The organism is Amycolatopsis sp. N2S4-7, assembly GCF_058119595.1.
The window spans coordinates 3,593,134-3,613,872 of the sequence record NZ_CP172299.1 but is presented as its reverse complement, the minus strand read 5'-3'; the positions used below and the strand labels follow the sequence as shown (position 1 = coordinate 3,613,872).

The 20,739-nt window shown below is 69.1% G+C and carries 17 protein-coding genes; 6 read left to right on the top strand and 11 right to left on the bottom strand.

The window, feature by feature from the left end:
* Nucleotides 1-2: 2 nt before the first annotated feature.
* Together mdcA and ACH54P_RS16795 are read right to left on the bottom strand one after the other, a co-directional pair.
* The gene (mdcA, locus tag ACH54P_RS16800; RefSeq protein ID WP_489913736.1) at nt 3-1,664 is read right to left on the bottom strand and encodes a malonate decarboxylase subunit alpha; all 1,662 of its coding nucleotides are present in this window, start codon (nt 1,662-1,664) and stop codon (nt 3-5) included.
* Nucleotides 1,665-1,710: 46 nt separating this feature from the next.
* The gene (locus tag ACH54P_RS16795) at nt 1,711-2,652 is read right to left on the bottom strand and encodes an AEC family transporter (RefSeq protein ID WP_489913734.1); all 942 of its coding nucleotides are present in this window, start codon (nt 2,650-2,652) and stop codon (nt 1,711-1,713) included.
* A 148-nt stretch (nt 2,653-2,800) separates the two neighbouring features.
* Between ACH54P_RS16795 and ACH54P_RS16790 the strand changes: the two genes are divergently transcribed.
* Nucleotides 2,801-3,721: a LysR family transcriptional regulator gene (locus tag ACH54P_RS16790; protein ID WP_489913732.1), complete on the top strand. Its 921-nt coding sequence runs from the start codon at nt 2,801-2,803 to the stop codon at nt 3,719-3,721.
* A gap of 229 nt (nt 3,722-3,950) precedes the next feature.
* Here ACH54P_RS16790 and ACH54P_RS16785 read toward each other — a convergent pair whose 3' ends face one another.
* Together ACH54P_RS16785 and ACH54P_RS16780 are read right to left on the bottom strand one after the other, a co-directional pair.
* Nucleotides 3,951-5,324 (bottom strand): SMP-30/gluconolactonase/LRE family protein, encoded by a 1,374-nt coding sequence (locus ACH54P_RS16785; protein WP_489913730.1) that lies wholly within the window; start codon nt 5,322-5,324, stop codon nt 3,951-3,953.
* A 20-nt stretch (nt 5,325-5,344) separates the two neighbouring features.
* Entirely contained in the window at nt 5,345-7,186 is a 1,842-nt protein-coding gene (locus ACH54P_RS16780) for a ricin-type beta-trefoil lectin domain protein (RefSeq protein WP_489913728.1), read from the bottom strand.
* A 422-nt stretch (nt 7,187-7,608) separates the two neighbouring features.
* Here ACH54P_RS16780 and ACH54P_RS16775 point away from each other — a divergent pair, with 422 nt between their 5' ends.
* Complete coding sequence (locus ACH54P_RS16775; protein WP_489913726.1) at nt 7,609-8,910, top strand: RICIN domain-containing protein; 1,302 nt, start codon at nt 7,609-7,611, stop codon at nt 8,908-8,910.
* A gap of 167 nt (nt 8,911-9,077) precedes the next feature.
* Here ACH54P_RS16775 and ACH54P_RS16770 read toward each other — a convergent pair whose 3' ends face one another.
* The 5 genes from ACH54P_RS16770 to ACH54P_RS16750 all read right to left on the bottom strand — a co-directional run bounded on the left by ACH54P_RS16770 (nt 9,078) and on the right by ACH54P_RS16750 (nt 14,629).
* The gene (locus ACH54P_RS16770) at nt 9,078-9,926 is read right to left on the bottom strand and encodes a 3-hydroxybutyryl-CoA dehydrogenase (protein WP_489913724.1); all 849 of its coding nucleotides are present in this window, start codon (nt 9,924-9,926) and stop codon (nt 9,078-9,080) included.
* A 3-nt stretch (nt 9,927-9,929) separates the two neighbouring features.
* Nucleotides 9,930-10,733, bottom strand: coding sequence for a crotonase/enoyl-CoA hydratase family protein (locus ACH54P_RS16765; protein WP_489913722.1), 804 nt, complete (start codon nt 10,731-10,733; stop codon nt 9,930-9,932).
* Nucleotides 10,730-12,865 (bottom strand): acetate--CoA ligase family protein, encoded by a 2,136-nt coding sequence (locus ACH54P_RS16760; RefSeq protein ID WP_489913720.1) that lies wholly within the window; start codon nt 12,863-12,865, stop codon nt 10,730-10,732. Before ACH54P_RS16760 ends, ACH54P_RS16765 begins: the two co-directional genes overlap by 4 nt.
* A gap of 7 nt (nt 12,866-12,872) precedes the next feature.
* On the bottom strand, nt 12,873-13,637 hold the full coding sequence (locus tag ACH54P_RS16755) for an enoyl-CoA hydratase/isomerase family protein (protein ID WP_489913718.1): 765 nt from the start codon (nt 13,635-13,637) through the stop codon (nt 12,873-12,875).
* A 113-nt stretch (nt 13,638-13,750) separates the two neighbouring features.
* Entirely contained in the window at nt 13,751-14,629 is an 879-nt protein-coding gene (locus tag ACH54P_RS16750) for a MurR/RpiR family transcriptional regulator (protein WP_489913716.1), read from the bottom strand.
* A 149-nt stretch (nt 14,630-14,778) separates the two neighbouring features.
* Here ACH54P_RS16750 and ACH54P_RS16745 point away from each other — a divergent pair, with 149 nt between their 5' ends.
* The 3 genes from ACH54P_RS16745 to ACH54P_RS16735 all read left to right on the top strand — a co-directional run bounded on the left by ACH54P_RS16745 (nt 14,779) and on the right by ACH54P_RS16735 (nt 18,326).
* Nucleotides 14,779-16,188, top strand: a complete 1,410-nt coding sequence (locus ACH54P_RS16745; protein WP_489913714.1) for an amino acid permease — start codon at nt 14,779-14,781, stop codon at nt 16,186-16,188.
* 1 nt (nt 16,189) lies between these two features.
* A complete protein-coding gene (locus tag ACH54P_RS16740; protein WP_489913712.1) occupies nt 16,190-17,344 on the top strand; it encodes an acetyl-CoA C-acetyltransferase in 1,155 nt (384 codons plus the stop codon).
* Between the two features lie 199 nt (nt 17,345-17,543).
* Nucleotides 17,544-18,326: an SDR family NAD(P)-dependent oxidoreductase gene (locus ACH54P_RS16735; protein WP_489913710.1), complete on the top strand. Its 783-nt coding sequence runs from the start codon at nt 17,544-17,546 to the stop codon at nt 18,324-18,326.
* A gap of 104 nt (nt 18,327-18,430) precedes the next feature.
* Here ACH54P_RS16735 and ACH54P_RS16730 read toward each other — a convergent pair whose 3' ends face one another.
* The gene (locus ACH54P_RS16730) at nt 18,431-19,291 is read right to left on the bottom strand and encodes an NADP-dependent oxidoreductase (protein WP_489913708.1); all 861 of its coding nucleotides are present in this window, start codon (nt 19,289-19,291) and stop codon (nt 18,431-18,433) included.
* A complete protein-coding gene (locus ACH54P_RS16725; RefSeq protein WP_489913706.1) occupies nt 19,288-19,731 on the bottom strand; it encodes a nuclear transport factor 2 family protein in 444 nt (147 codons plus the stop codon). The genes ACH54P_RS16730 and ACH54P_RS16725 overlap by 4 nt, the downstream gene beginning before the upstream one ends.
* 120 nt (nt 19,732-19,851) lie before the next feature.
* Between ACH54P_RS16725 and ACH54P_RS16720 the strand changes: the two genes are divergently transcribed.
* Complete coding sequence (locus ACH54P_RS16720; RefSeq protein ID WP_489913704.1) at nt 19,852-20,652, top strand: LysR family transcriptional regulator; 801 nt, start codon at nt 19,852-19,854, stop codon at nt 20,650-20,652.
* Nucleotides 20,653-20,739 lie beyond the last annotated feature (87 nt).

Sequence of the window (20,739 nt, the reverse complement as noted above, 5' to 3'; positions counted from 1 at the left end):
GCTCACCAGTCCCGGAACTTCGCCGGCGGCTCGTAGAGCCCACCCGACCAGGCGACGAGATCGGTGATGCTGCGCGCGGCCAGCAGCGAGCGATCGGCTTTGCGCACGTCGACGCCGAGGTCTTCGGGGAAGGCCACCAGCCCGTCGGTACGCAGTCGCTCGACCTGCTCGGCAGTGACTTCACGGCCAATCGGCGTCACGCCGGCGACCGCGGCGAGCGCGGCCCGGCGGTCGGCCAGACTGGACGCCTTGTAGAGGTAGGCCACGCCTTCCTCGGTGACCACGTGGGTGACGTCGTCGCCGTAGATCATCACAGGCGGCACGGCCATGCCGGCCTGCGCGCCCACATCGACGGCGTCGAGCGATTCCACAAAGGTGGGTGTTCCTCCGCTGCGGAAGGTCTGCACCATCTGCACGACCAATTTGCGGCCGCGCAGGGCTGGAGCGTCACCGTGCAGGAGGCTTAGCCAGGCCGGGGAGGCGTGCCTGCGCCCGTGCGGGTCGTGGCCCATGTTGGGGGCGCCACCGAAGCCCGACAGCCTGCCGTCGGTGACGGTGGAGGAGTTGCCGTCGCGGTCGATCTGCAGGGAGGAGCCGATGAACAAGTCGACTGCGTACTGGCCGGCGAGCTGGCACAGCACCCGGTTGGACCGCAGGGATCCGTCGCGTCCGGTGAAGAAGATGTCGGGACGGGCGGAGGTGTAGCGCTCCATGCCCGCCTCACCGCCGAAGGAGTGGATCGATTCCACCCAGCCCGATTCGATTGCGGGAATCAGGGTCGGGTGCGGGTTGAGGGTCCAGTGGCGTGCGATCTTGCCCTTGAGGCCGAGTTGGTCCCCGTAGGTGGGCAAGATCAGCTCGATCGCGGCGGTGTCGAAGCCGACGCCGTGGTTGAGCGAGGTGACACCGTGACGCTCGTAGACCCCGCGGATCGCGAGCATCGCCTTGAGGATCTCGACGTCGCCGATGTGGCGGGGATCGCGGGTGAACAGCGGCTCCAGGGCGAAGGGCCGATCCGCTTCGACGACGAGGTCGACCCAGTCGCCGGGGATGTCGACACGTGGGAGTTCGCCGCGCTCGACGATTCGGTCGACCTGCACGACAACCACGCCGTCGCGGAACGCGGTCGCCTCGGCGAGGGTGGGGGTGTCCTCGGTGTTGGGCCCGGTGTAGAGGTTGCCGTCGCGGTCGGCCATGCTCGCGCAGAGCAGCGCAACGTCGGGGGTGAGGTCGGTGAACATCCGGGCATACAGCTCGACGTAGGTGTGGATGGCGCCGATGGTGACCGCGCCGTCCTCGACCAGCTGCGCGATTCTCACGCTTTGCGGGCCGGCGTAGGCGAGGTCGAGCTTCTCGGCGATCCCACGCTCGAACAGGTCCAGGTGCTCGGGCCGCGACACCGACGAGATGAGCATGTGCAGGCCGTGCACGCGGCGCGGGTCGCAGCCGGCCAGAGTGCGGGAGAGGAAGTCGGCCTGCTTCTGGTTATCGCCCTCGAGAGCGACGCGGTCGCCGGGGCGCAGCAAGGTCTCCAGCAGCTCGCCCAAGTGTCCGGGTGTGACGAGTTTCCCGTCGACGTGCGGCGCGACGGCCTCGAGCCGGGCCAGCTTGCGGGTGTGACGCCGATTCCAGACGACAGGGGTCTCTGTCGGTAGTGTGGTCATGTTTGTCTCCAGGATGGTCCTTGTCGGACTCGGGTGGGTTCTGAGGTCAGGCCGGGGCGAGGATCGCGACACCGATGGCGAGGGTGACTGCGCTGAGTACGGAGGAGACGATCAGCACGGAGCTGGCGTCGGCGGACTTGACGCCGTGGCCGCGGCCGAACACGACGCCGAAGAAGCCGCTGGGGATGGCGAACAGCAGCACCACGAGATTTCCGGTCGCGGTGTCGATCCCGGCGAGTCGCACCACTGCGAGGGCGACCAGCGGCTGGAGCACGTTCTTCACCAGCACCCCGAACCCGAGGTTGCGGGTAAGGCGGACGTGCACCGTGGAGAGCATCAAGCCGGTGGTGAAGAGGCCAAGGCCCGCGGTGATGTTCCCCAGCAGGGTGAGCGATCCGGTAGCCCACGATGGCAGCGGCAGGTCGACTCCTGAGGCAACCAGCCCGAGGACCGGGGCGAAGACGACCGGCTTGCGCGCGGTGGCTGCGAAGGCACGCGCGAATCGGGCCACGGAGCCGTGGCCGTCGCCGGACTTGCCGGTCATCAGGGCCAGGGTCAGAGGCGAGATTGTGATGGCACCGACCGCGAGGCTGAGGGAGGCAAACACAGCCGCCGCGCCACCCAGGACCGACCCGAAGACGCCCGATGCCAGTGGCAACCCTGCGGATGCGTAGTTCGGGAATGTTGCGGTCAGGGCGGTTGCCGAAGCGCTGTCGGTGTCGTTGTGGAACAGCCGGCGCTCCGCGAGGAACGTGATCAGGTAGGTGAGGATCGTGATGACCACGATCGCGCCGACCACGTTCAGGTGGGTCGCGATCTCGCGGCGTGGGGTCTTCGCCAGCACCAGAAACAGCGAGGCGGGCAGAGCGAAAGTCATCAGCACGGCGATGAGGCCGGAGACGTTCCCGTCGTCGACGATCCGCCACCGGCCGCTGAGGTAGCCGAGAGCCATGACGAGGAACACCGGCACGAGGATGGTGACCAGCATGGGCTGTGCTCCCGTGTCGTGTGGTGATGCCGGGTAGTCCCGGCGAACTGCACTCAGCGTCGCAAGTTGGCCCAGTTCGGCGGAAATGCTCAGATTGACGATCCTTATGCCTTCTTGGCATAGTTCGGCAGACGACGAAGGGCAGGTCATGACGTCTGTGCGCGGTTCTCGCCTCCCGGCCGAGGTGCTCGCTCCCCGCCTCGCGCAGTTCCTGGCGGTAGCCGAGTTCGAGAACGTGAGCCGAGCGGCTGCGCGGCTGGGCATCGGTCAGCCGGCACTCAGCCGCGCCATCGTGCGGCTCGAAGCCGACCTTGGGCTGACGCTGCTGGTGCGTCAGGGGCGCGCGGTGCGGCTCACCCCTGCCGGGCGGCAACTGCGGGAGCGGCTCGCCCCGTTGCTCGACCGGATCAACGCGGAGGTGCAGGGCGTGCTCGATGCCGCGACCCCGGCCAGTGGGCAGGTGCGGATCGGATTTCTCAAGAGCATGGTCGATGAGATCGCACCGACGATGCTCGCCGGGTTCCACCAGGTGCACCCGGGGATCCGCGTCGCGATGACGACAGGAAGCAGCGAGGAGCTCGGCACTGCACTCTTGTACGGCGAACTCGACCTCGCGCTCGTCGCTCCAAAGCCGACAATGCCGGGCATCGAGGCAGTCGTGCTGGACGCGCAGCCCTTGGTCGTGGAGGTCCCGCGCTGGCACCGCTTCGCTGGCGCCGGTCAGATCGCGTTGGCGGAGCTGGCGGAGGAGTCTTTCGTCGCCATGAGTGCCGGCTATGGCACTCGGCTGATCTTCGACATGCTTTGCGCCGACGCCGGATTCGCGCCGTCGGTGGTCTCGGAGGCTGATGACACACGCACGGTCCGTGCGCTCGTCGCCTCCGGCACGGGTGTCGCCTTGCTGCCGCCGGCGGGGACGCCGCACCCGGACATCGTGTCTCTGGAGGTCACGGGGCAGGCCGCAGGCCGCGAGTTCTGTCTGAGCTGGCGCGCGACGGCGTCGCACGGGCCGTCGGTGCTCACGCTGAAGGAGTTCCTCCAGCAACAGCGCGGGCGCTTGCTGGGCTGAGTGCCCAGGTCGTAGGCCTCACAAGACCGGCGCCGCGGCCGAGTGAGGATGAGATCGACTTTCATCCGGAGGCTTGCAACTCAAGTTGCATTGCTTTCCGAGTGGAAGGTCGCGGTCCTGGTCGTCGCATGGAGAGCGCTGGAGACGAGCGCACCGGTCGCCTCGACTCAACACGGACGCCGGACCAACCGCTGTGGGCCAGACGGATCGTCGGGCCCACAGCGATTGTTCAGTACGGCCAACCGGGAACGTCCAGTCGGATGCTGTACAGCGCGAAGTTGCCACTGTCGTCGCCGGTTGAAGGCGTGCCGGAGGTGATGTACAGCGTCTTGCGGTCGACGCCACCAAAAGCCGCGTTCGTCGTGTTCGCTCCTGCGGAGATCGTGCCGAGTGCCCGGCCGTCTGGGGAGAACACGTGGATCTTCCCGTCGCCGAACGTGGCTTGGTACACGTTGCCGGCGCAGTCGACCGTGCCGCCATCGGTGCCTGCCAGCGACGCGAAGTCGCTCCGAGGACCGGTGCTGCCATCCGGGTTGACGTCGTAGCGGTAGATTTTCCCGGTGGCATTGCCACCGACGTACAGCGTCTTCCCGTCCGGCGACAGCTCGATGCCGTTCGGTTCGCGGATGGTGTCGTCGATGAGCGTGACGACGCCGGCGCGGACCCGGAACACGCTGGTCTTGCCGCCCATCTGGTCGGGCCGGTCCGCGCGCTGGAAGTCCGGGTCGGTGAAGTAGACCGTTCCGTCGGGGCCGATCGTCACGTCGTTGGGCGAGTTGAACGCGTGGCCCTGGTAGCTCGCCGCAAGCGTCGTACGCCGGCCGGTGGGCAGGTCGTAGGACGAGACGCTGCGCTGATCGTGTGTCGCGGCGACGAGCGACTTCCCGTCCTGGCTGATGGCCAGCCCGTTGCTCCCCGCGTTCGGGAGGGCCGTGGTGAACGCGCCGGTCGCGGGCGTGAACCGCAGGACGTCCGATGGCTGGACGTTCGCGGACCCGGTGCCGTCGTGCATGTTCGTCAGCAGCAGGGTCAGGGACGCGCTGTCCCAGGTCGGGCCCTCGAGGAAGTTGACGCCGTCCTCGACCTTCGTCGCCGTCAGGCTCGGTGAGGGCAGCGGGTTGCCGAACGGCCCTTGCGGGCACGGCCCGGTTGCCGGGGGCGGAGCCGACGTGGGCAGCCTCCACTGCTGGTTCGCCCCGGTGGAGCACGTCCAGGTCTGCAGCGGCGTCCCGTCGGTGCTGGACGCGCCGGTGGCGTCCAGGCACTTGCCGGATCCGGTGTTGATCAGACGACCGGCGTCGGTGGTCCAGCGCTGGGCGCCGGTGCCGTTGCAGTCGTAGACCTGCACCGCGGCGCCGTTGGCCGTGGATGCGCCGGCAACGTCGAGGCACTTGCCCAGCGCCCGGATCGTTCCGTCGTCGGCTGCGGACCACTGCTGGGCCACTGAGCCGGTGCACGTCCAGAGCTGGACGCGGGCGCCGTTGACGCCGGCGCTTCCGGTGACGTCGAGGCACTTGCCGCCGAAGCCGGTGATCGCGCCGGTCGCCGTGACCGAAGCGCCCGTTGCGGTCAGGCTTGCCGTGGCAAGGATGGCCGCCGTCACGGCGGCCATCCTGCCGGTCGTCATGCGGGGACCGACCACTTCTGGTTCGCGGCGCCGGTGCACGTCCAGATCTGCAGCTTGGCGCCGTCCGCCGTCGACTGGTCCTTCACGTCGAGGCACTTGCCGCTGGCCGCGTTGACCAGGGTGCCGTTGGCTGCGGTCCACTGCTGGTTTCCGCCGCCGAAGCAGTCCCACAGCTGCACCGCCGTGCCGTTCGCGGTGCCGCTTCCCGTGACGTCCAAGCATTTGCCGAGACCACGGACCGTACCGTCCGAACCGAGGGTCCACTGCTGGTTCGGGCCGGACGAGCACGTCCACAGCTGGGGCAGGGTGCCGTTGGCGGTCGAGCCGTCGGTGACGTCGAGGCATTTGCCGCCGAGGCCGGTGATCGCGCCGGTTCCGCCGCCGGTGGGCGGGGGAGTGGTGCCGCCACCGGTCCCGGGCCAGGTGAAGGTCGCCATCGAGCCGCCGGGCAGCTGGTAGCCGAAGGACTGGCCGCCGAAGGAGACCTGGAAGTTCTGCGTGCCGCCGCTGTTGAGCGCGACGAGCACGATGGTGCCGTCGGGGTTGCGGAAGGCGACGTTCTGGATGCCGCCGTCGCCGTAGCCGGTGGAGTCGATGCGCACCGCGCCGGGCTTGACGAACTTGCTGAGGTGGCCGAGGACGTAGTACTCGGCGTTGTAGGTCACGTTGGAGCCGTTGGTGGTGACGACGCCCGTGCAGTTGCCGCAGCTGCCGATGACGGGGCCGTGGTTGTTGTCCAGTGCCATGTTCCAGGTCGTGACGGTCTTGGCCCAGTTGCGGGTGGCGCCGATGGCGAGGTTGGTTCCCTGCCAGCGCAGCGAGTCGGCGAAGGTGTTGCCCGACTCCGTGCCCGAACATTCGGTGAAGAAGATGTCCTTGTTCGGCTGGGCGTCGTGGACCGTGGACTGTCCGCTCGGGTTACCGCCGTAGCAGTGCCAGGCCGAGCCGACCACGTTGTTTCCGGCGCCGTTGTTGACCTGCTGGGCGTAGCTGGTGTCGTCCCAGTTGTGGTCGTAGCCCAACAGCTTGGCGTTCTGGCCGGCAGCTCGCAATTTCGGCACGAGGTTGTTGATGATGTTCACCTGCTGGGCGGCCGACATCGGCATGCCCGGGTAGCCGGGCGGGGAGAACTTGGGCTCGTTCTGCACGCTCAGGTAGTCGATCGGCGCACCCGCGGCGCCGTAGGCCTGGGTGAACTTCACCAGGTAGTCGGCGTAGGTTCCGACCTGGCTGTCGTTGAGGGAGCCGCCGATCAGGTTGTTGCTCGACTTCATCCACGCGGGTGCGCTCCACGGCGTGGCCATGATGGACAGCTGCGGGTTGAGCGCCTTGGCCTGTTTGACCAGCGGCAGGATGTAGGCGTTGTCGTGCGCGACGGAGAACCGCGTCAAGCCGGGGTCCGCGGCACCGTCGTCGTAGGTGTAGAAGCTGCGGGAGAAGTCGGTCGCGCCGATCGGCTGGCGCAGGAAGCTGAGACCGACACCGCTGCCGGGGTTGAACAAGGCGTTCATGATCTCGTCACGCCGGGGCGAGTTGAAGACGTTCCAGGCAGCGGCGTCGGTGAACGACGCGCCGAAGCCCACCATGGACTGGTAGGTGGCGTTCGGGTTCACGGTGATCACCGGCCCGCTGCCGCCGGTGCCGAACTGGACGTTTCCCTGCTGTCGCAGCAGGTTCGACCGGTCCGGGGTGGTGAGCCACACGCCGGCGGTGGTCGCCGCCAGCGCCGAGGGCGCCGTGGCGACGAGGGACGCTCCTGCTGCCGTGGCCGCAACGGCTGCGGCGGCTGCCCGCCGCCACGCCAGGCGGGGCGAACGCCGTTTCTTGGTTCGGGACATCGAGGACATGCCGCTCCTTCGAAGATGGGGAGCAATCTCCGCACAGTGGGTGCCGAATGATCGGCTCATCTGCGACAGTGGCGGCTGTCGGACAGTCCGTGGGACGCCTCGTTGCGAGGCGGTGCTCGCCCCGTCGAAGCGGAAGCCTGTGCCGGCAACGAGCTGGACGGGGCGAGCCGATCGTAAATAATTCTTACTTATGGTGTCAAGGTGGCCGGCGGTGAGGCGGGTGCGGTGTGTCCGGGCAAGGACCGTGCCGCCTGGGGCACCCGAATGGGGTACTGGCGGGGGTGTCGTCCCGCTCAGTGGGGCAATTCTGCCCTGAAGGTCTGGACCAATGACTTCATCTATGTATTAATTCAAGGTGTGAAGTTTCGCGCCGCGCGCCCTTGCCCGATCTGACTGGAAAGGACGGTGCCCGGATGTCCGGAACGAGACGTGGCCTCGGCTCCGCAGGGAAAGCGCTTGCGGTGCTCGGCGCGTGCGTTGGACTGGCGCTCGGTACGCCAGTTGCGACGTCGCACGCGTCCGCAGCGGCGCCGTTCAAGATCCTCGCGTTCTACAGCGCGGCCGACGACGCAGCGCACCGCAGCTTCGAGAAAGAAGCCAACGTCTGGTTCCCCCAGCAAGCTGCGGCCAACGGGTTCACCTACACCTCCACCATGGACTGGAACCAGCTCAACTCCATCACCCCTGACCAGTATCAGGTCGTGATGTTCCTCGATGACAAGCCGCACAGCCAGCAACAGTTCGACGGCTTCAAGCGGTACATGGATGCCGGCGGCGGTTTCTTCGGGTTCCACGTCTCCGCCTACTCCGACCCGAGCGACCAGCCCTACACGCAGTGGTATCACTACGACTTCCTCGGCTCCGGTCACCTCGCCGACAACAGCTGGGCTCCGACCGCCGAGACCCTCCGGATCGAGAACCACGCAAACCCCGCCACCGCGGGTCTGCCCGACACGATCCAGTCCTCGGCCAGTGAGTGGTATGCGTGGGAGAAGAACCTGCGGGACAACCCCAACATCACGGTCCTGGCTTCGCTGGACCAGTCGACGTTCCCGGTCGGCGACAATCCCGGTGAGATCTGGTACAGCGGTGACTACCCGATCGTCTGGACCAACAAGAACTACAAGATGCTCTATGCCAACTTCGGCCACAACAAGATGAACTACGACACCGACACCGCGCTGTCCTCGACGTTCGAGAGCCCCCAGCAGAACAAACTGATCCTCGACGGTCTCCGGGGCCTCGGCGGCGTGGCCGGCGGCGGGCCCACCACCCCGCCCGGTGACATCTCACCCGCGGCCTGGTATCCCGTGGTGAGCAAGGTGAACGGCAAATGCGTCGACGCGCGTGCGGCGGCGTCAGCCAACGGAACGGTCATCCAGCAGTACACCTGCAACGCCACGAACGCGCAGCAGTTCCAGTTCCAGCCGACCGGCGAGGGCTACACCCGCGTCAACAACCGCACCAACCCCGCGCAGGTACTGGACATTGTCGACGTGGCGACCACCGACAACGCCGGCGTGCAGCTGTGGTCCTACGGCGGCGGCGCGAACCAGCAGTGGCAGCCGGTTGCCGAAGGTGGCGGTTACTACCATCTCGTGGTCAAGCACAGTGGGAAGTGTCTGACGGTGCCGGCCGGGTCGACGGCCGACAGCGTGCAACTCGTGCAAGCGACGTGCAATGGCGGCGCGACCCAGTCGTTCCGCATCACCTGATCCCGCTCTGGAAACGGCGTCCGGAGCGACAGCGGCCGCCTCGAGGGTCTCCCCCGGGGCGGCCGTGCCTTACTCAGCCGCTCGCGCACAACGAGAGCGTGTCCGCATTGCGACCGCGACAAGACTGGGCGGCCTGACGGCCCTTATTGTCAGAGCGTTGTCGCCGTTCAGTACGTGAAGAACCCTTGACTGGTTTTGCGGCCCAGCCGGCCGGCGTCGACGAGGCGCCGCAGCAGCGCGGGCGGCGCGTACTGCGGTTCCCGGAACTCGGCGTAGAGCGATTCGGCGATCGCGGCTGTGGTGTCCAGTCCGATGAGGTCTGTCAGCGCCAGCGGCCCCATCGGATGCGCACACCCCAGTCGCATGCCGGCGTCGATCGCCTCGGCGGTGGCGAATCCGGACTCCAGCATCCGCACCGCGGACAGCAGATAGGGCACCAGCAGTGCGTTGACGACGAACCCGGCGCGGTCAGCCGCCCGGATCGTGGTCTTCCCCAGCTCCTTCTCCACCAGTTCCGCGACAGTTCGAGTGACCTCGGGATCGGTGACGAGAGAGGGCACGATCTCGACCAGGTCCATCACCGGAACGGGGTTGAAGAAGTGCAGCCCGACGACGCGGCCGGGGCGCGCGGTGGCCATCGCCAGCCGCATGATCGGGATGGACGACGTATTGGTCGCGAGCACCGCTGCCGGGTTCGTGACGACGGCGTCGAGTTCACGGAACACCACCGTCTTGGTCGTTTCGTCCTCCGCGACCGCCTCGATGACCAGGGTGCGATCGTGCAGGTCGGCGAGTTCGGCGGTGCAGCTGATGCGGTCGAGGGCGGCCGTGGAGTCCAGCAGTCGCTTGTGGACAGCTCGCTGCAGCGAGGCGCTGATGCGATCGCGGGCAGCAGCGAGCACCTCGGGCACCGCTTCGGCCAGAACCACGTCGTGCCCGGCACGAGCGAAGACTTCGGCGATCCCGCGGCCCATCTGGCCCGCCCCCACCACACCGACGCGGATGTGTTCGCTCATGGCTCAGCTCCCGGTGAACTGCGGCGCCCGGCGTTCGAGCAGCGCGGCGACGGCTTCCTGGTGGTCGGTGGTGTGGTGGGCCGCGGCCTGCATCGCCGCGGACAGCTCCAGCAGGCTGTCGAGGGACTGGTGGGCTCCTTCGCGCAGCAGGCGCTTGGTCATCCGCAGTACGTGCGGCGGGTTCGCGGCGACGCGATCGGCCAGGTGAGCTGCTGCGGTCAGGAGCTGGTCCGGCTCGGTTACCTGGGACACCAGGCCCCACGAGAGGGCGGTGGCGCTGTCGACGGGGTCACCGGTGAAGGCCATCTCCGCGGCCCGCGCGGCGCCGACCGCGCGGGGCAGGAGCCAGGCGCCGCCGTCGCCGGGAACGATGCCGACCTTGATGAAGCTCTCGGCGAAGACCGCGGTAGTGGCGGCGATGCGCAGATCGCACATCAGGGCGAGGTCGCAGCCGGCGCCGATGGCCGGGCCGTTGACGGCGGCGATCGTCGGTACTTCGCAGTGGTAGAGTGCACGTGGGATGCGCTGGATCCCGTGGCGGTACCCCTGCCGCAGCTCGGCTGGGCTGCCGCCGAACATCCCGGCGCGGTCGCGCATGTGCTTGACGTTGCCGCCGGAGGAAAACGCCGACCCGGCGCCGGTGAGGACGACCGCGCGCACGGTGAGGTCGGCGTTGACCCGCGCGACGGCGTCCTCCAGCGCGTCGATGACGTCGGGTTCGGAGATCGGGTTGCGCTGCTCGGGCCGGTTGAGGGTCCAGGTCTCGACGGCGCCGCTACGGGCGTGAAGCAGGGCGGTTTCGGTCATGCGGAGGTCTCCTCGGCGAGGACGACGCGGACGTCGACGGGGCAGATGCCGTCGGTGTTCGCGATCACGGGGTTGAGGTCCAGTTCGCGCAGCCGCGGAGTCGAGGCCGCGAAGTCCCCGACGCGGACGAGGAACCGGGCCAGGGCGTCGCGGTCGACGCGGGGGAGGCCGCGGTAGCCGCCCAACAGGGTGGCGGCTGTGGTTTCGCCGATCATCTCCAGCGCTTCGGCGTGGGTGAAGGGCGCGGCGCGGAAGGTGACGTCCCCGAGTGCCTCGACGAGCACACCGCCGGAGCCGAACGCCACGACCGGGCCAAAGATCGGGTCGGCCGTGACGCCGACGAGCAGTTCGACGCCCTGGCCCGCCATCGGGGTGACGACGACGCCGGTGATGTCCGCTCCCGGAACGGCCGTGGTCACCTTCTCCACAATGGACCCGAACGCGTTCCGCCCGTCGGTGACGCCGAGCTGCACCCCGCCGGCATCGCTTTTGTGCACCACCTGGGGTGAGACGACCTTGACTGCGCACGGACCACCGAACCGGGCGACCGCCGCCCGCGCGTCAGCGGGTGTGGCGGCAAAGGCCCACTCGCCGAGGGGGATGCCCGCGGAGCCGACGAGTTCCCGCGCGGACGGTTCGTCAAGCAGCACCGTCGCCCCGGACGGGGCTTGGGGCGCGACCGGCAGGGCCAGGTCCGAACGCTGCGCCGCCGTGGCCAGTCGGTGGCCCCGGCGGTGCAGCGCGGCGACCGCGCGGACGGCGTGGTCGATCGAGGACAGCACCGGGATCCCGCCGGCGCGCAGGAGGTCGTGGTTGGCGGGGGAGTCGGTGGCGTAGAGGCTCTGAACAACCACGGGCTTGCGGTAGCTCTCGCTCAGCTGGGTGAGGCGCTCGGAGGTGGTCTCCTCCTGTTCCTGCAGCTGTGGGTCGAAGCGCAGGTGGTAGCCGCCGTAGAGGCCGACGACGAGCACGAGCCCGACGGCGGGGTCGGCCAGCAGCAGGCGGGCGGCGTCGGCGAACCGGCCGGGATCGGTGTCCGTCGCGCCGGCGACGTCGACCGGGTTCGCCACGGCCGCGGCCGGCCCGAGCAGGGCGGCCAGCTGCTCGCGAGTCGCGGCCGAGGGTTCGGCGAGCGGCACTCCCGCCGCGGTGAGGGCGTCGGCGGCGAGCGTCGCGTGACCGCCGCCGTCGGAGAGCACGGCGATGCCGAGACCGTTGCCGACCGGCGCGGTGGTGCCGAGCACGCCCGCCACGATGGCGAGCTCGTCGGACCGCTCGACCAGTTCGATGCCCGCCTGCGCGAGTACCGCGCGGGCGACGCTGTCGGAGCCGGCGACCGACCCGGTGTGGGACAGCGCGGTGCGCGCGCCTGCTTCCGATCGCCCTCCGCGCAACAGCACCACCGGCCGCTTGCGCGCCGCTTCGGCCGCGGCGACGAGGAAGCCGCGCCCGTCTCGGAGGCCTTCGGTGTGCACGGCGATCGCGCCGGCACCCGGGCGGTCGGCCAGTTCCCGGATGCACTCGGCGTAGCCAACGTCGGCCTGGTTACCCAGACCGATGTAGCTGTGCAGGCCGGGCAGCCGGTGAGCGCGGGTGTCGGCGAGGAACGACAGCAGCATGTTGCCGCTCTGGGTGACCAGATCGACTGGTCCCGCCGGGACGTCCGGCGCTCCGACGAGGTTGGCGCCCGAGGCGACGGTGAGGATGCCGGAGGTGTTCGGGCCGACGACGCGGATGCCGGTCTCGGCGATCGCGGTCTTGAGCTCGGCGTCCAATGCCGCGCCGGCCGCGCCGATCTCGCCGAAGCCGTTGGCCAGGACCACGGCACCGGCGACGCCGCGCTCGGCGAGCCGGTGCAGCGTGCCGGGTACGGCCTTGCCGGGCAGTGCGATGAGGGCGACGTCGAGTCCGTAGGGCAGATCGGCGATGTCCTGGAGCACGGGCAGACCGAGCACGGTGCCGCCGCGCGGGTTGACCGGCACGATCGGTCCGCCGAATCCGGCGGCGAGCAGGGCGTTGACGGCCTGATAGCCGCGTTTGGCTGGGTCGGTCGAGGCGCCGATCACCGTGATGGATCGCGGGTCGAACAGGCGCGTCAATGCGGCACGGACAGCCTTGTCCACAGTGGTCATCTCGGCGTCACTTCCCTTCGAACTGCGGCGTACGACGGTCGCGGAAGGCGGTGACGCCCTCGGCCCAGTCGGCGGTGCCCATGATCGAGAGCAGGTCGGTGGCCTCGGTTCGCAGCACCTCGTCGAACGGTGCCTCGCTCAGCAGGGCGGTCTTGAGGCGCGCCAGGGAGATCGGCGCTTTGGCCGCCAGCTGTTCGGAGAGCTCAGTGACCGCGGTGTCGAGCGCGTCGGCGGGTACGGCGCGGTGCGCCAGACCCCACTCCGCGGCCTCCTTGCCGGTGAACCGTTCGCCCAGGACCAGGAGCTCGGTGGCGCGGCGCAGCCCGACCAGCCGGGGAAGCCGCCGGGTTACGCCACCGCCGACGTAGGTGCCGATGGACACTTCGGGAAAGCCCATCTTCGCGTCCTCGGCCATCACGAGGAAATCGGCGCTGGTGGCGATTTCGGCGCCCGCGCCGAGCGCGTAGCCGTGCACGGCGGCGATCACCGGTGTGCCGCTGCGCTGGATGCGTTCGCAGACCCGCCAGGCCAGCTCGACGTACTCCGCCTGCTGTGCGGGCGTGCGAGTTCCTTCGCCGTGGGCCTTCTGGTCCGCGCCGGCGCAGAAGGCGCGTCCCTCGCCGGCGAGCACGATCGCCCGCACCTGCGGGTCGGCGTCGGCGCGGCCGAGCTCCTCGAGCAGTCGCCGGTAGAGCTGCTCGCTCACGGCGTTGAGCCGGTCGGGCCGGTTGAGTACGAGCCGTGCGACCCGCCCGGTCCGCACTACGCGCACGCAGTCCATGGTGGTCTCCGCATCATCGGATGATCTGGGAACACCAGGAGTATGACGCAACTAGAGTTGCATGACAAGTTCACTATGCAACTATGATGTGCACTGATGAGGTGTCAGCCGTCGCTGTAGAGGCCGAACTCCTCGAGCATCTGCTCGTCGGTGGCCAGTTCGTCGCGGCTGCTCGTGCCCAGCTCGACGGCCACGGCAGTGGCCAGCGCCTGGACGAGCGAGGTGAACGCGGTGAGCGAGCGCAGGATGGTGACACTGCCGGTCTGGACGTAGAACACGACGTCCGCGCTGCGCGTCAGCGGCGAGGACGGATCGTCGGTCAACGCGATGGTGGTCGCCCCGGCGGCGCGGGCGTGGGCCACCGCCTTCACGGTGTCCACGGTGTAGCGCCGGATCGAGGCGGCCACGACCACGTCGCCCGCCGCGACGTCACGCAACTCGTCGACGAGCAGGCTGGAGGTGGTGGCGAGCTGGCGCACCCGCGGCCGGACCATGTGCAGCAGGTAGGCGGCGAGGTAGGCGACCGAGTAGCACTTGCGCAGACCGAGCACGTGCACGGCGGGCGCCTGGGCCAGGGCGGAGACCGCGCGCTTCCAGGTGTCCTGGTCGATCTGGGAGAAGGTGCGCGCGACGTTGCGGGTGTCGTCGTCGGCGATGGTGGCGAACAGCTGGGCCGGTTCGCCGTGCTGCTGCGCGTTCTCGAACCGGCGCACCAGCTGGGCCTCCGAGGCCAGCCGCTCGCGGCACAGCTTCACCAGCGCCGGATAGCCGCTGAAGCCGAGCATGGTCGCGAAGCGCACGAGCGAAGACCGGTGCACGCCGGCCAGCTCGGCGCTCTCACCGATGGTCCGCAGTGCGGTGCCCTCGGGGTCGTCGAGCACGAGCCGCGCGATGCGTCCTTGCCCGCTCGCCAGTTCCGGCAGCACCTCGAGCAAACGCTTGCGAAGCTCGTCGAACGTCGCCGGAGCGGTGGGAGTGGTCATCGGGCCTCCTCGGTCGTCACGCGCAACTGTAGTTGCGTGACGCGGCTGGGTGCGTCCATCAAGTCGCTGCGAGTCTTGACGATACTGCAGTTGCATGTGCAGGATGTCGCGCAACTGTTGTTGCGTAGCGATCCGAATCGAGGTGCTCGATGAAGAGTTCACCCACCGCACCACCCGCCGCCGCGCCCGCCGAACCCGGTTTGCGGCCCGCCCTCTCCGGCCGTCAGCTCACGATGATCGGCCTCGGCGGCGTCATCGGCGCCGGCCTGTTCGTCGGCAGCGGCAAAGCGATCGGCTCCACCGGCCCCGGCGTCGTCTTCGTCTACGCCGGGATCGGTGGCCTGATCGTGCTCGTCATGCGCATGCTCGCCGAACTGGCCGTCGCCTCCCCGGAAACGGGCTCCTTCTCCGCCTACGCCACCCGTGAGCTGGGCTCCTGGGCGGGACTGGCGATCGGCTGGCTCTACGCCTACCACTGGTGGGTGGTGATCGCCTTCGAAGCGATCGCGGGGGCGGCCATCGCGCACCAGATGGTGCCCGGCGTGCCGACCTGGGTCGCCGCGCTGCTGTTCATGGCCGCGCTCACCGCGGTCAACCTGTGCGCGGTGAAGTCCTTCGGACGCTTCGAGTTCTGGTTCGCCTTGATCAAGATCGCCGCGATCGTCGTGTTCGTCCTGCTCGGCCTCGTCGCCATCGCCGGCTTGCTGCCGCACGTGCCCGCCCCCGGGTTGAGCAACCTCACCGGACACGGCGGCCTTTTCCCCCACGGTGCCGCACCCGTGCTCCCGGCGCTGCTCACCGTGTTCTTCTCCTACTTCGGCACCGAACTGGTCACCGTCGCGGCCGGGGAGTCGGTCAACCCGGCCGAGACCGTACGCCGCAGCATGCGCAGCGTCGCCTGGCGCATCATCGTCTTCTACGTCGGCTCCATCGCCGTCGTGGTCACGCTGCTGCCGAGCGGGAGCACCGCCGTCACCGCCAGCCCGTACTCCGCGGTGCTGTCGCACCTCGGCATCCCCGGCGCCTCCACCATCATGAACGTCATCGTGCTGACCGCCGTGCTGTCGTGCCTGAACTCCGGTCTCTATTCCTCCTCGCGGATGACCTACTCGATGGCCCGCCGCGGCGAAGCACCCGCCTCGTTCGGCCGCGTCGGGCGTGCCGGGGTGCCGGCCCGCGCCGTGCTGCTGTCCTCGGGCGCGGGATTCCTTGCCGTCCTGGCCAACTACTTCCTGCCCACCGACGTCGTGTTCACCTTCCTGCTCAACTCCTCCGGCGCCATCGCCGTCGTGGTCTACCTCTGCATCGCCGCGACCCAGCTCGCCGGACGTCGCCGGCTGGGCCGGGCGGGCGCCCGGCAGCTGCCAGTGCGGATGTGGCTGCACCCCTGGCTCTCGATCCTCGTCGTGGTCATCCTGTTCGCGGTGCTCGTCGGCATGGCCGTCACCCCGAGCAGCCACCAGCCACTGGTCCTCACCGGCTTCGCGACCGCCATCGCCGTGGCCGCAGGGCTGGTGTGGCAGCGCCGAGGGCGCGTGGCCGCCGGCACGGAGGCCTGAGATGCCGAGCTCGGTGATCCTGGGCGCCGCTCGAACCCCGGTGGGCAGGCTGCTTGGAGCGCTGAAGGACCGGCCGGGAACCGAGCTGGGTGCGATCGCGATCGCAGCAGCCCTGGAACGAGCAGGAGTCGCCCCTGACGCGGTCGAATACACGATCATGGGCCAGGTCCTCACCGCGGGAGCCGGCCAGATCCCGGCCCGCCAAGCCGCTGTCGCTGCCGGCATCCCGATGAACGTCCCGGCGTTGACGATCGACAAGGTCTGCCTGTCCGGCATCGACGCCATTGCGCTCGCCGACCAGCTGATCCGCCTCGGGGAATTCGACCTGATCGTCGCCGGCGGCCAGGAGTCGATGACGCAGGCCCCGCATCTGCTACCCACGTCGCGGCGCGGCTTCAAATACGGCGATGTCACGATGCTCGACCACATGGCACACGACGGGCTGTTCTGCTCCTTCGACGGCATGGCGATGGGCGCGGCCACCGACGCGTACAACGCCCGCTACGGCGTAACCCGCCGGCAGCAAGACGACTTCGCCGCCCGCTCCCATCAGCGCGCGGCGGAGGCGACGCGGGCCGGGCGGTTCCGTGAGGAGATCGTCGCGGTCGGCGACCTCGACCGGGACGAGGGGATCCGGCCGGGAACCACCGCCGAGGACCTTGCCCGCCTGCGACCGGCCTTCGGCCCCAGCGGCACGATCACCGCCGGGTCGTCATCGCAGCTGTCCGACGGCGCGGCAGCGGTGGTACTGGCCAGCCCCGAGAAGGCTGCCGCACTGGGCGTTACCCCACTGGCGGAGACAGGAGCCCATGCCTCCGTTGCCGGGCCCGATGCGAGCCTGCACGAACAGCCGGCCAACGCGATCCTCCGCGCGCTGGCCAAAGCGGGTCTGCACCTGGGGGAACTGGATCTCGTGGAGATCAACGAGGCTTTCGCGGCGGTCGGCCTGGTTTCCACGACAAAGCTGGGCCTGGACCCGGCGCAGGTGAATGTGAACGGCGGAGCGATCGCACTGGGGCATCCGCTCGGAGCGTCCGGCGCCCGGCTGGTGGTGCACCTGGTGCACGAGCTGCGCCGCCGTGGCGGCGGTCTGGGTGCCGCGGCGTTGTGTGGTGGCGGCGGCCAAGGCGAGGCGTTGCTGTTGAGAGTGTCCTGACCGATGCTCTTCCCGCGCCAGGTGCCCGGGAGCCTGTGCACTGTGTGATGCCCTCAGGGCATCACACAGTGCACAGAAGGTCTTGGACGCCGGGCACGCTGCAGACGCAGAGTTGAACACGTACGAGAAACGATGAGCGGAGCCCCGCCTCGTCTATCGGTCACGACGATTTCACACGAGGACAACCAGGAGGTGCGGCATGGCTCGTATCCTGATCACCGGCTCCGCGGACGGGCTCGGCCTGATGGCGGCGGAGCTGCTTGCCAAGCAGGGACACGCCGTGACCCTCCACGCCCGCAACGACCAGAGAGCCGCCGATGCTCGCGCGGCGCTACCCGAGGCGACCGGCGTGCTGGTCGGTGACTTGATCTCGATCGCCGGAATCCGTTCGGTGGCCGAGCAGGCCAACGACGCCGGAAGGTTCGACGCCGTCATCCACAACGCGGGAATCGGGTACCGGGAGCGCCGGCGCATCGAAACGCCCGACGGGCTGTCGCACGTCTTCGCGGTGAACGTCCTCGCGCCCTACCTGCTCACGGCGATGATCACTCCGCCCAGCCGCTTGGTCTACCTCAGCTCGGGGATGGCCCGTGGCGGTGACGCGGACCTGGCTGATCCACAATGGACGTCCCGGTCCTGGAACGGGGCCCAGGCCTACAGTGACAGCAAGCTGCTCGATGTCGTGCTCGCCTTCGGCGTCGCGCGATACCGGCCGGGCACGCTGTCGAACTCGGTCGAGCCCGGATGGGTGCCGACCAAAATGGGCGGGCCGGGCGCTCCCGACGATCTGGACCTCGCTCCCGTTACGCAGGCATGGCTGGCGGTGAGCACGGATCCGTCGGCGATGGTCAGCGGACGGCACTTCTACCACCAACACGAGAAAGCCATTCCAGACGAGGCACGCTCGGTCAAAGCCCAGGATGCGCTGTTCGACTACTGCGCGGAACTGACCGGTGTGGCCCTGGCCGAGGCGACCGCCTGACGGGTCGTCGCGGGCCACCGTGACCACTCGGTGGGTGAACCGGGAGATACGGTTCACCCACCGAGTTTCCACAGTGCGGCGATGCCACGATGACCTGCTCGGTGTCAGTCGGGAATGAGCACGATTTTCCCGCCGGGCCGCCCGCGTTCCTGCCGGCGGTGCGCCTCCGCCGCGCGGGCGAGCGGCAACGTGGCTGCAACGCGCACCCGCAGCACGCCCGCAGCCGCCAAGTCGGTAACAGCCTGCAGATCAGCCCCCACCATGCGCGCGAACACCGGGGTGGCCTCAGGATGACCGGCGATCGAGACGATGCGTTCACCCGCCGGGACGTCTTGCCCGACGGTGTCCAGGACAGCGTCGGCGTGCGGTGTCGTACCGTACGCCGCGGGCTCGGCACCGAGCGACCGGACGTAGTCGTGATTGGACTCCGAGGCGGTCCCGATCACCTTCACCCCACGGGAGACGGCGAGCTGAGCCGCGAGCGATCCGACCCCGCCGGACGCGCCGTGGACCACCAGCACTTTACCTTCGGAGAGGTTCAGCGCGCGCACCGCCTGGTATGCGGTCAGCCCGGCCAGGGGAAGTGCTCCGGCCTCGGCCCAGGACAGGGGCGCGGGTTTGCGGACGAGGTTCCGGACGTCGGTGGCTACGCGCTCGGCGTAGGCACCGCTGCGGTGCATCACGTCGCCGCGGATGTAGCCGAGCACTTCGTCGCCGGGGGAGAACTCGGGTGCCCCCGGGCCGGACCGTTCGACGACGCCGGCGACATCCCAGCCCGGCACCACCGGAAAATACGTTTCGACCGCCTCGTTCAGCGCGCCGGCCCGCAAGGCGAGGTCAGCGGGATTGATCCCGGCTGCGCGGACACGGATCAGGACGCTGTCGACGTGCGTTTTCGGCTCGGGCACGTCCGTGAACTGCAGCACGTCGGGGTCGCCGAACCGGTCGTGGACGACGGCTTTCACGGCTGAGCCGCGGTGGGGAGCACGTCCATCAGGACGCGGTGGCCGGTGATGCGCCACTCGTCGCCGACCAGGACCAGGTCGATGTCGTAGTACCCGGCCTCGGCGGGGCGGATGGTCGCGTCCGGGCGGACCTCGAACATCACGAACTGGGCGTTGAGGTGCGCCGTGGTCCCGTGGACTTCGATGATGGGGTCGGCGGTCACGTGGTGGCTGGAACCGCCTTCAGGGTGCGGGAGCATGAGGTTCGCCACCGCGTACTCGACGCCGGCGCCGCCGATCAGCGGTTCGCCGAGCGGCTGATATGAGCCCGACCCGTCCTTGACCAGGATCTGTACCACGGCGTCGTCGGTGAACAGGGCACCTTGAGCCTTCCCGTCGCGCGCATCGGTCGCTCGCACGTAGGCGGCCAGCACCTGCTGGACACGCCGTTCCTCGTCCATGTTCCTCGTTCTCCTGGTTGATCGTCTGTTGACGCAGAGGGCGTCGCTGTCGTATCCAGCACACCAGCGTTCAGCCGGGAGAACCATGATCACTCTGCCATCGACCGTTACCCTGGAGGTATGGATCGACCGGAGATGCGCGAGCTCGAATACTTCGTCGCGGTCGCGGAGCACTTGCACTTCGGGCGGGCGGCGGATCAGGTGGGCATCGCCCAGCCGCCGCTGTCCCGCGCGATCGCACGGCTGGAACGCCGGCTCGGCGTGCGGTTGTTCGACCGCACCAGCCGACGAGTGGCACTGACCGAGGCGGGCAGCGTTCTCCTCCGGGAAAGCCGAAAGACCCTCGCTGCGGCGGACAGCGCGGTGCGGCACACACGGGATGCCGCCCGGCCCCGGCGCCTGGTGCTGGCCGTGCGCTCCGGGACCGGCGCCGGCGTGCTGGCCAAGCTGGTCGAGGCCTACCGTCGCGAACCGGACGCAGCGCCGTTGGAAGTCCTGTTCACCGCGGACCAGCCGGCTGCACTGCGGGACGGCTCAGCGGACGTGGCGGTGTTGTGCGACACCGACGATCTCGCCGGATTCGACACGGAAGCCGTAGCCGACGAGTCGGCGTTCGTGCTCCTGCCCCTCGGACACGAACTTGCCGGCCGAACTCGGCTCAGCGGCGCCGAGGTGTATGCCGATCCGATGTTCCGAGCGCAGTGCCCGCCGGTGGGGTTGGACGAGATCATCGACCGCGTCGCTCTCGGGGCCTTGGTCGTGGTGGTCGGGGAAGGTGCCGCCCGCCGGGCGGATCAGGTCGTCGCGACCGTTCCCGTGACCGACTTGCCGGTGTCGCGGATCGTTCTCGCCTGGCCACACGATGTTCCTTCGCCGGCTCGTGATGTGCTGCTGCGTGCGGCGCGGGCGAGCGCGGCGTAGTCGCGCGCGTGAGCCGTACACGGCGAGCACCGGAGCAGGGTGCTCGCACCTCGGGCGGCGTTCACCTGTCGGTCGTCATTTCGCCGG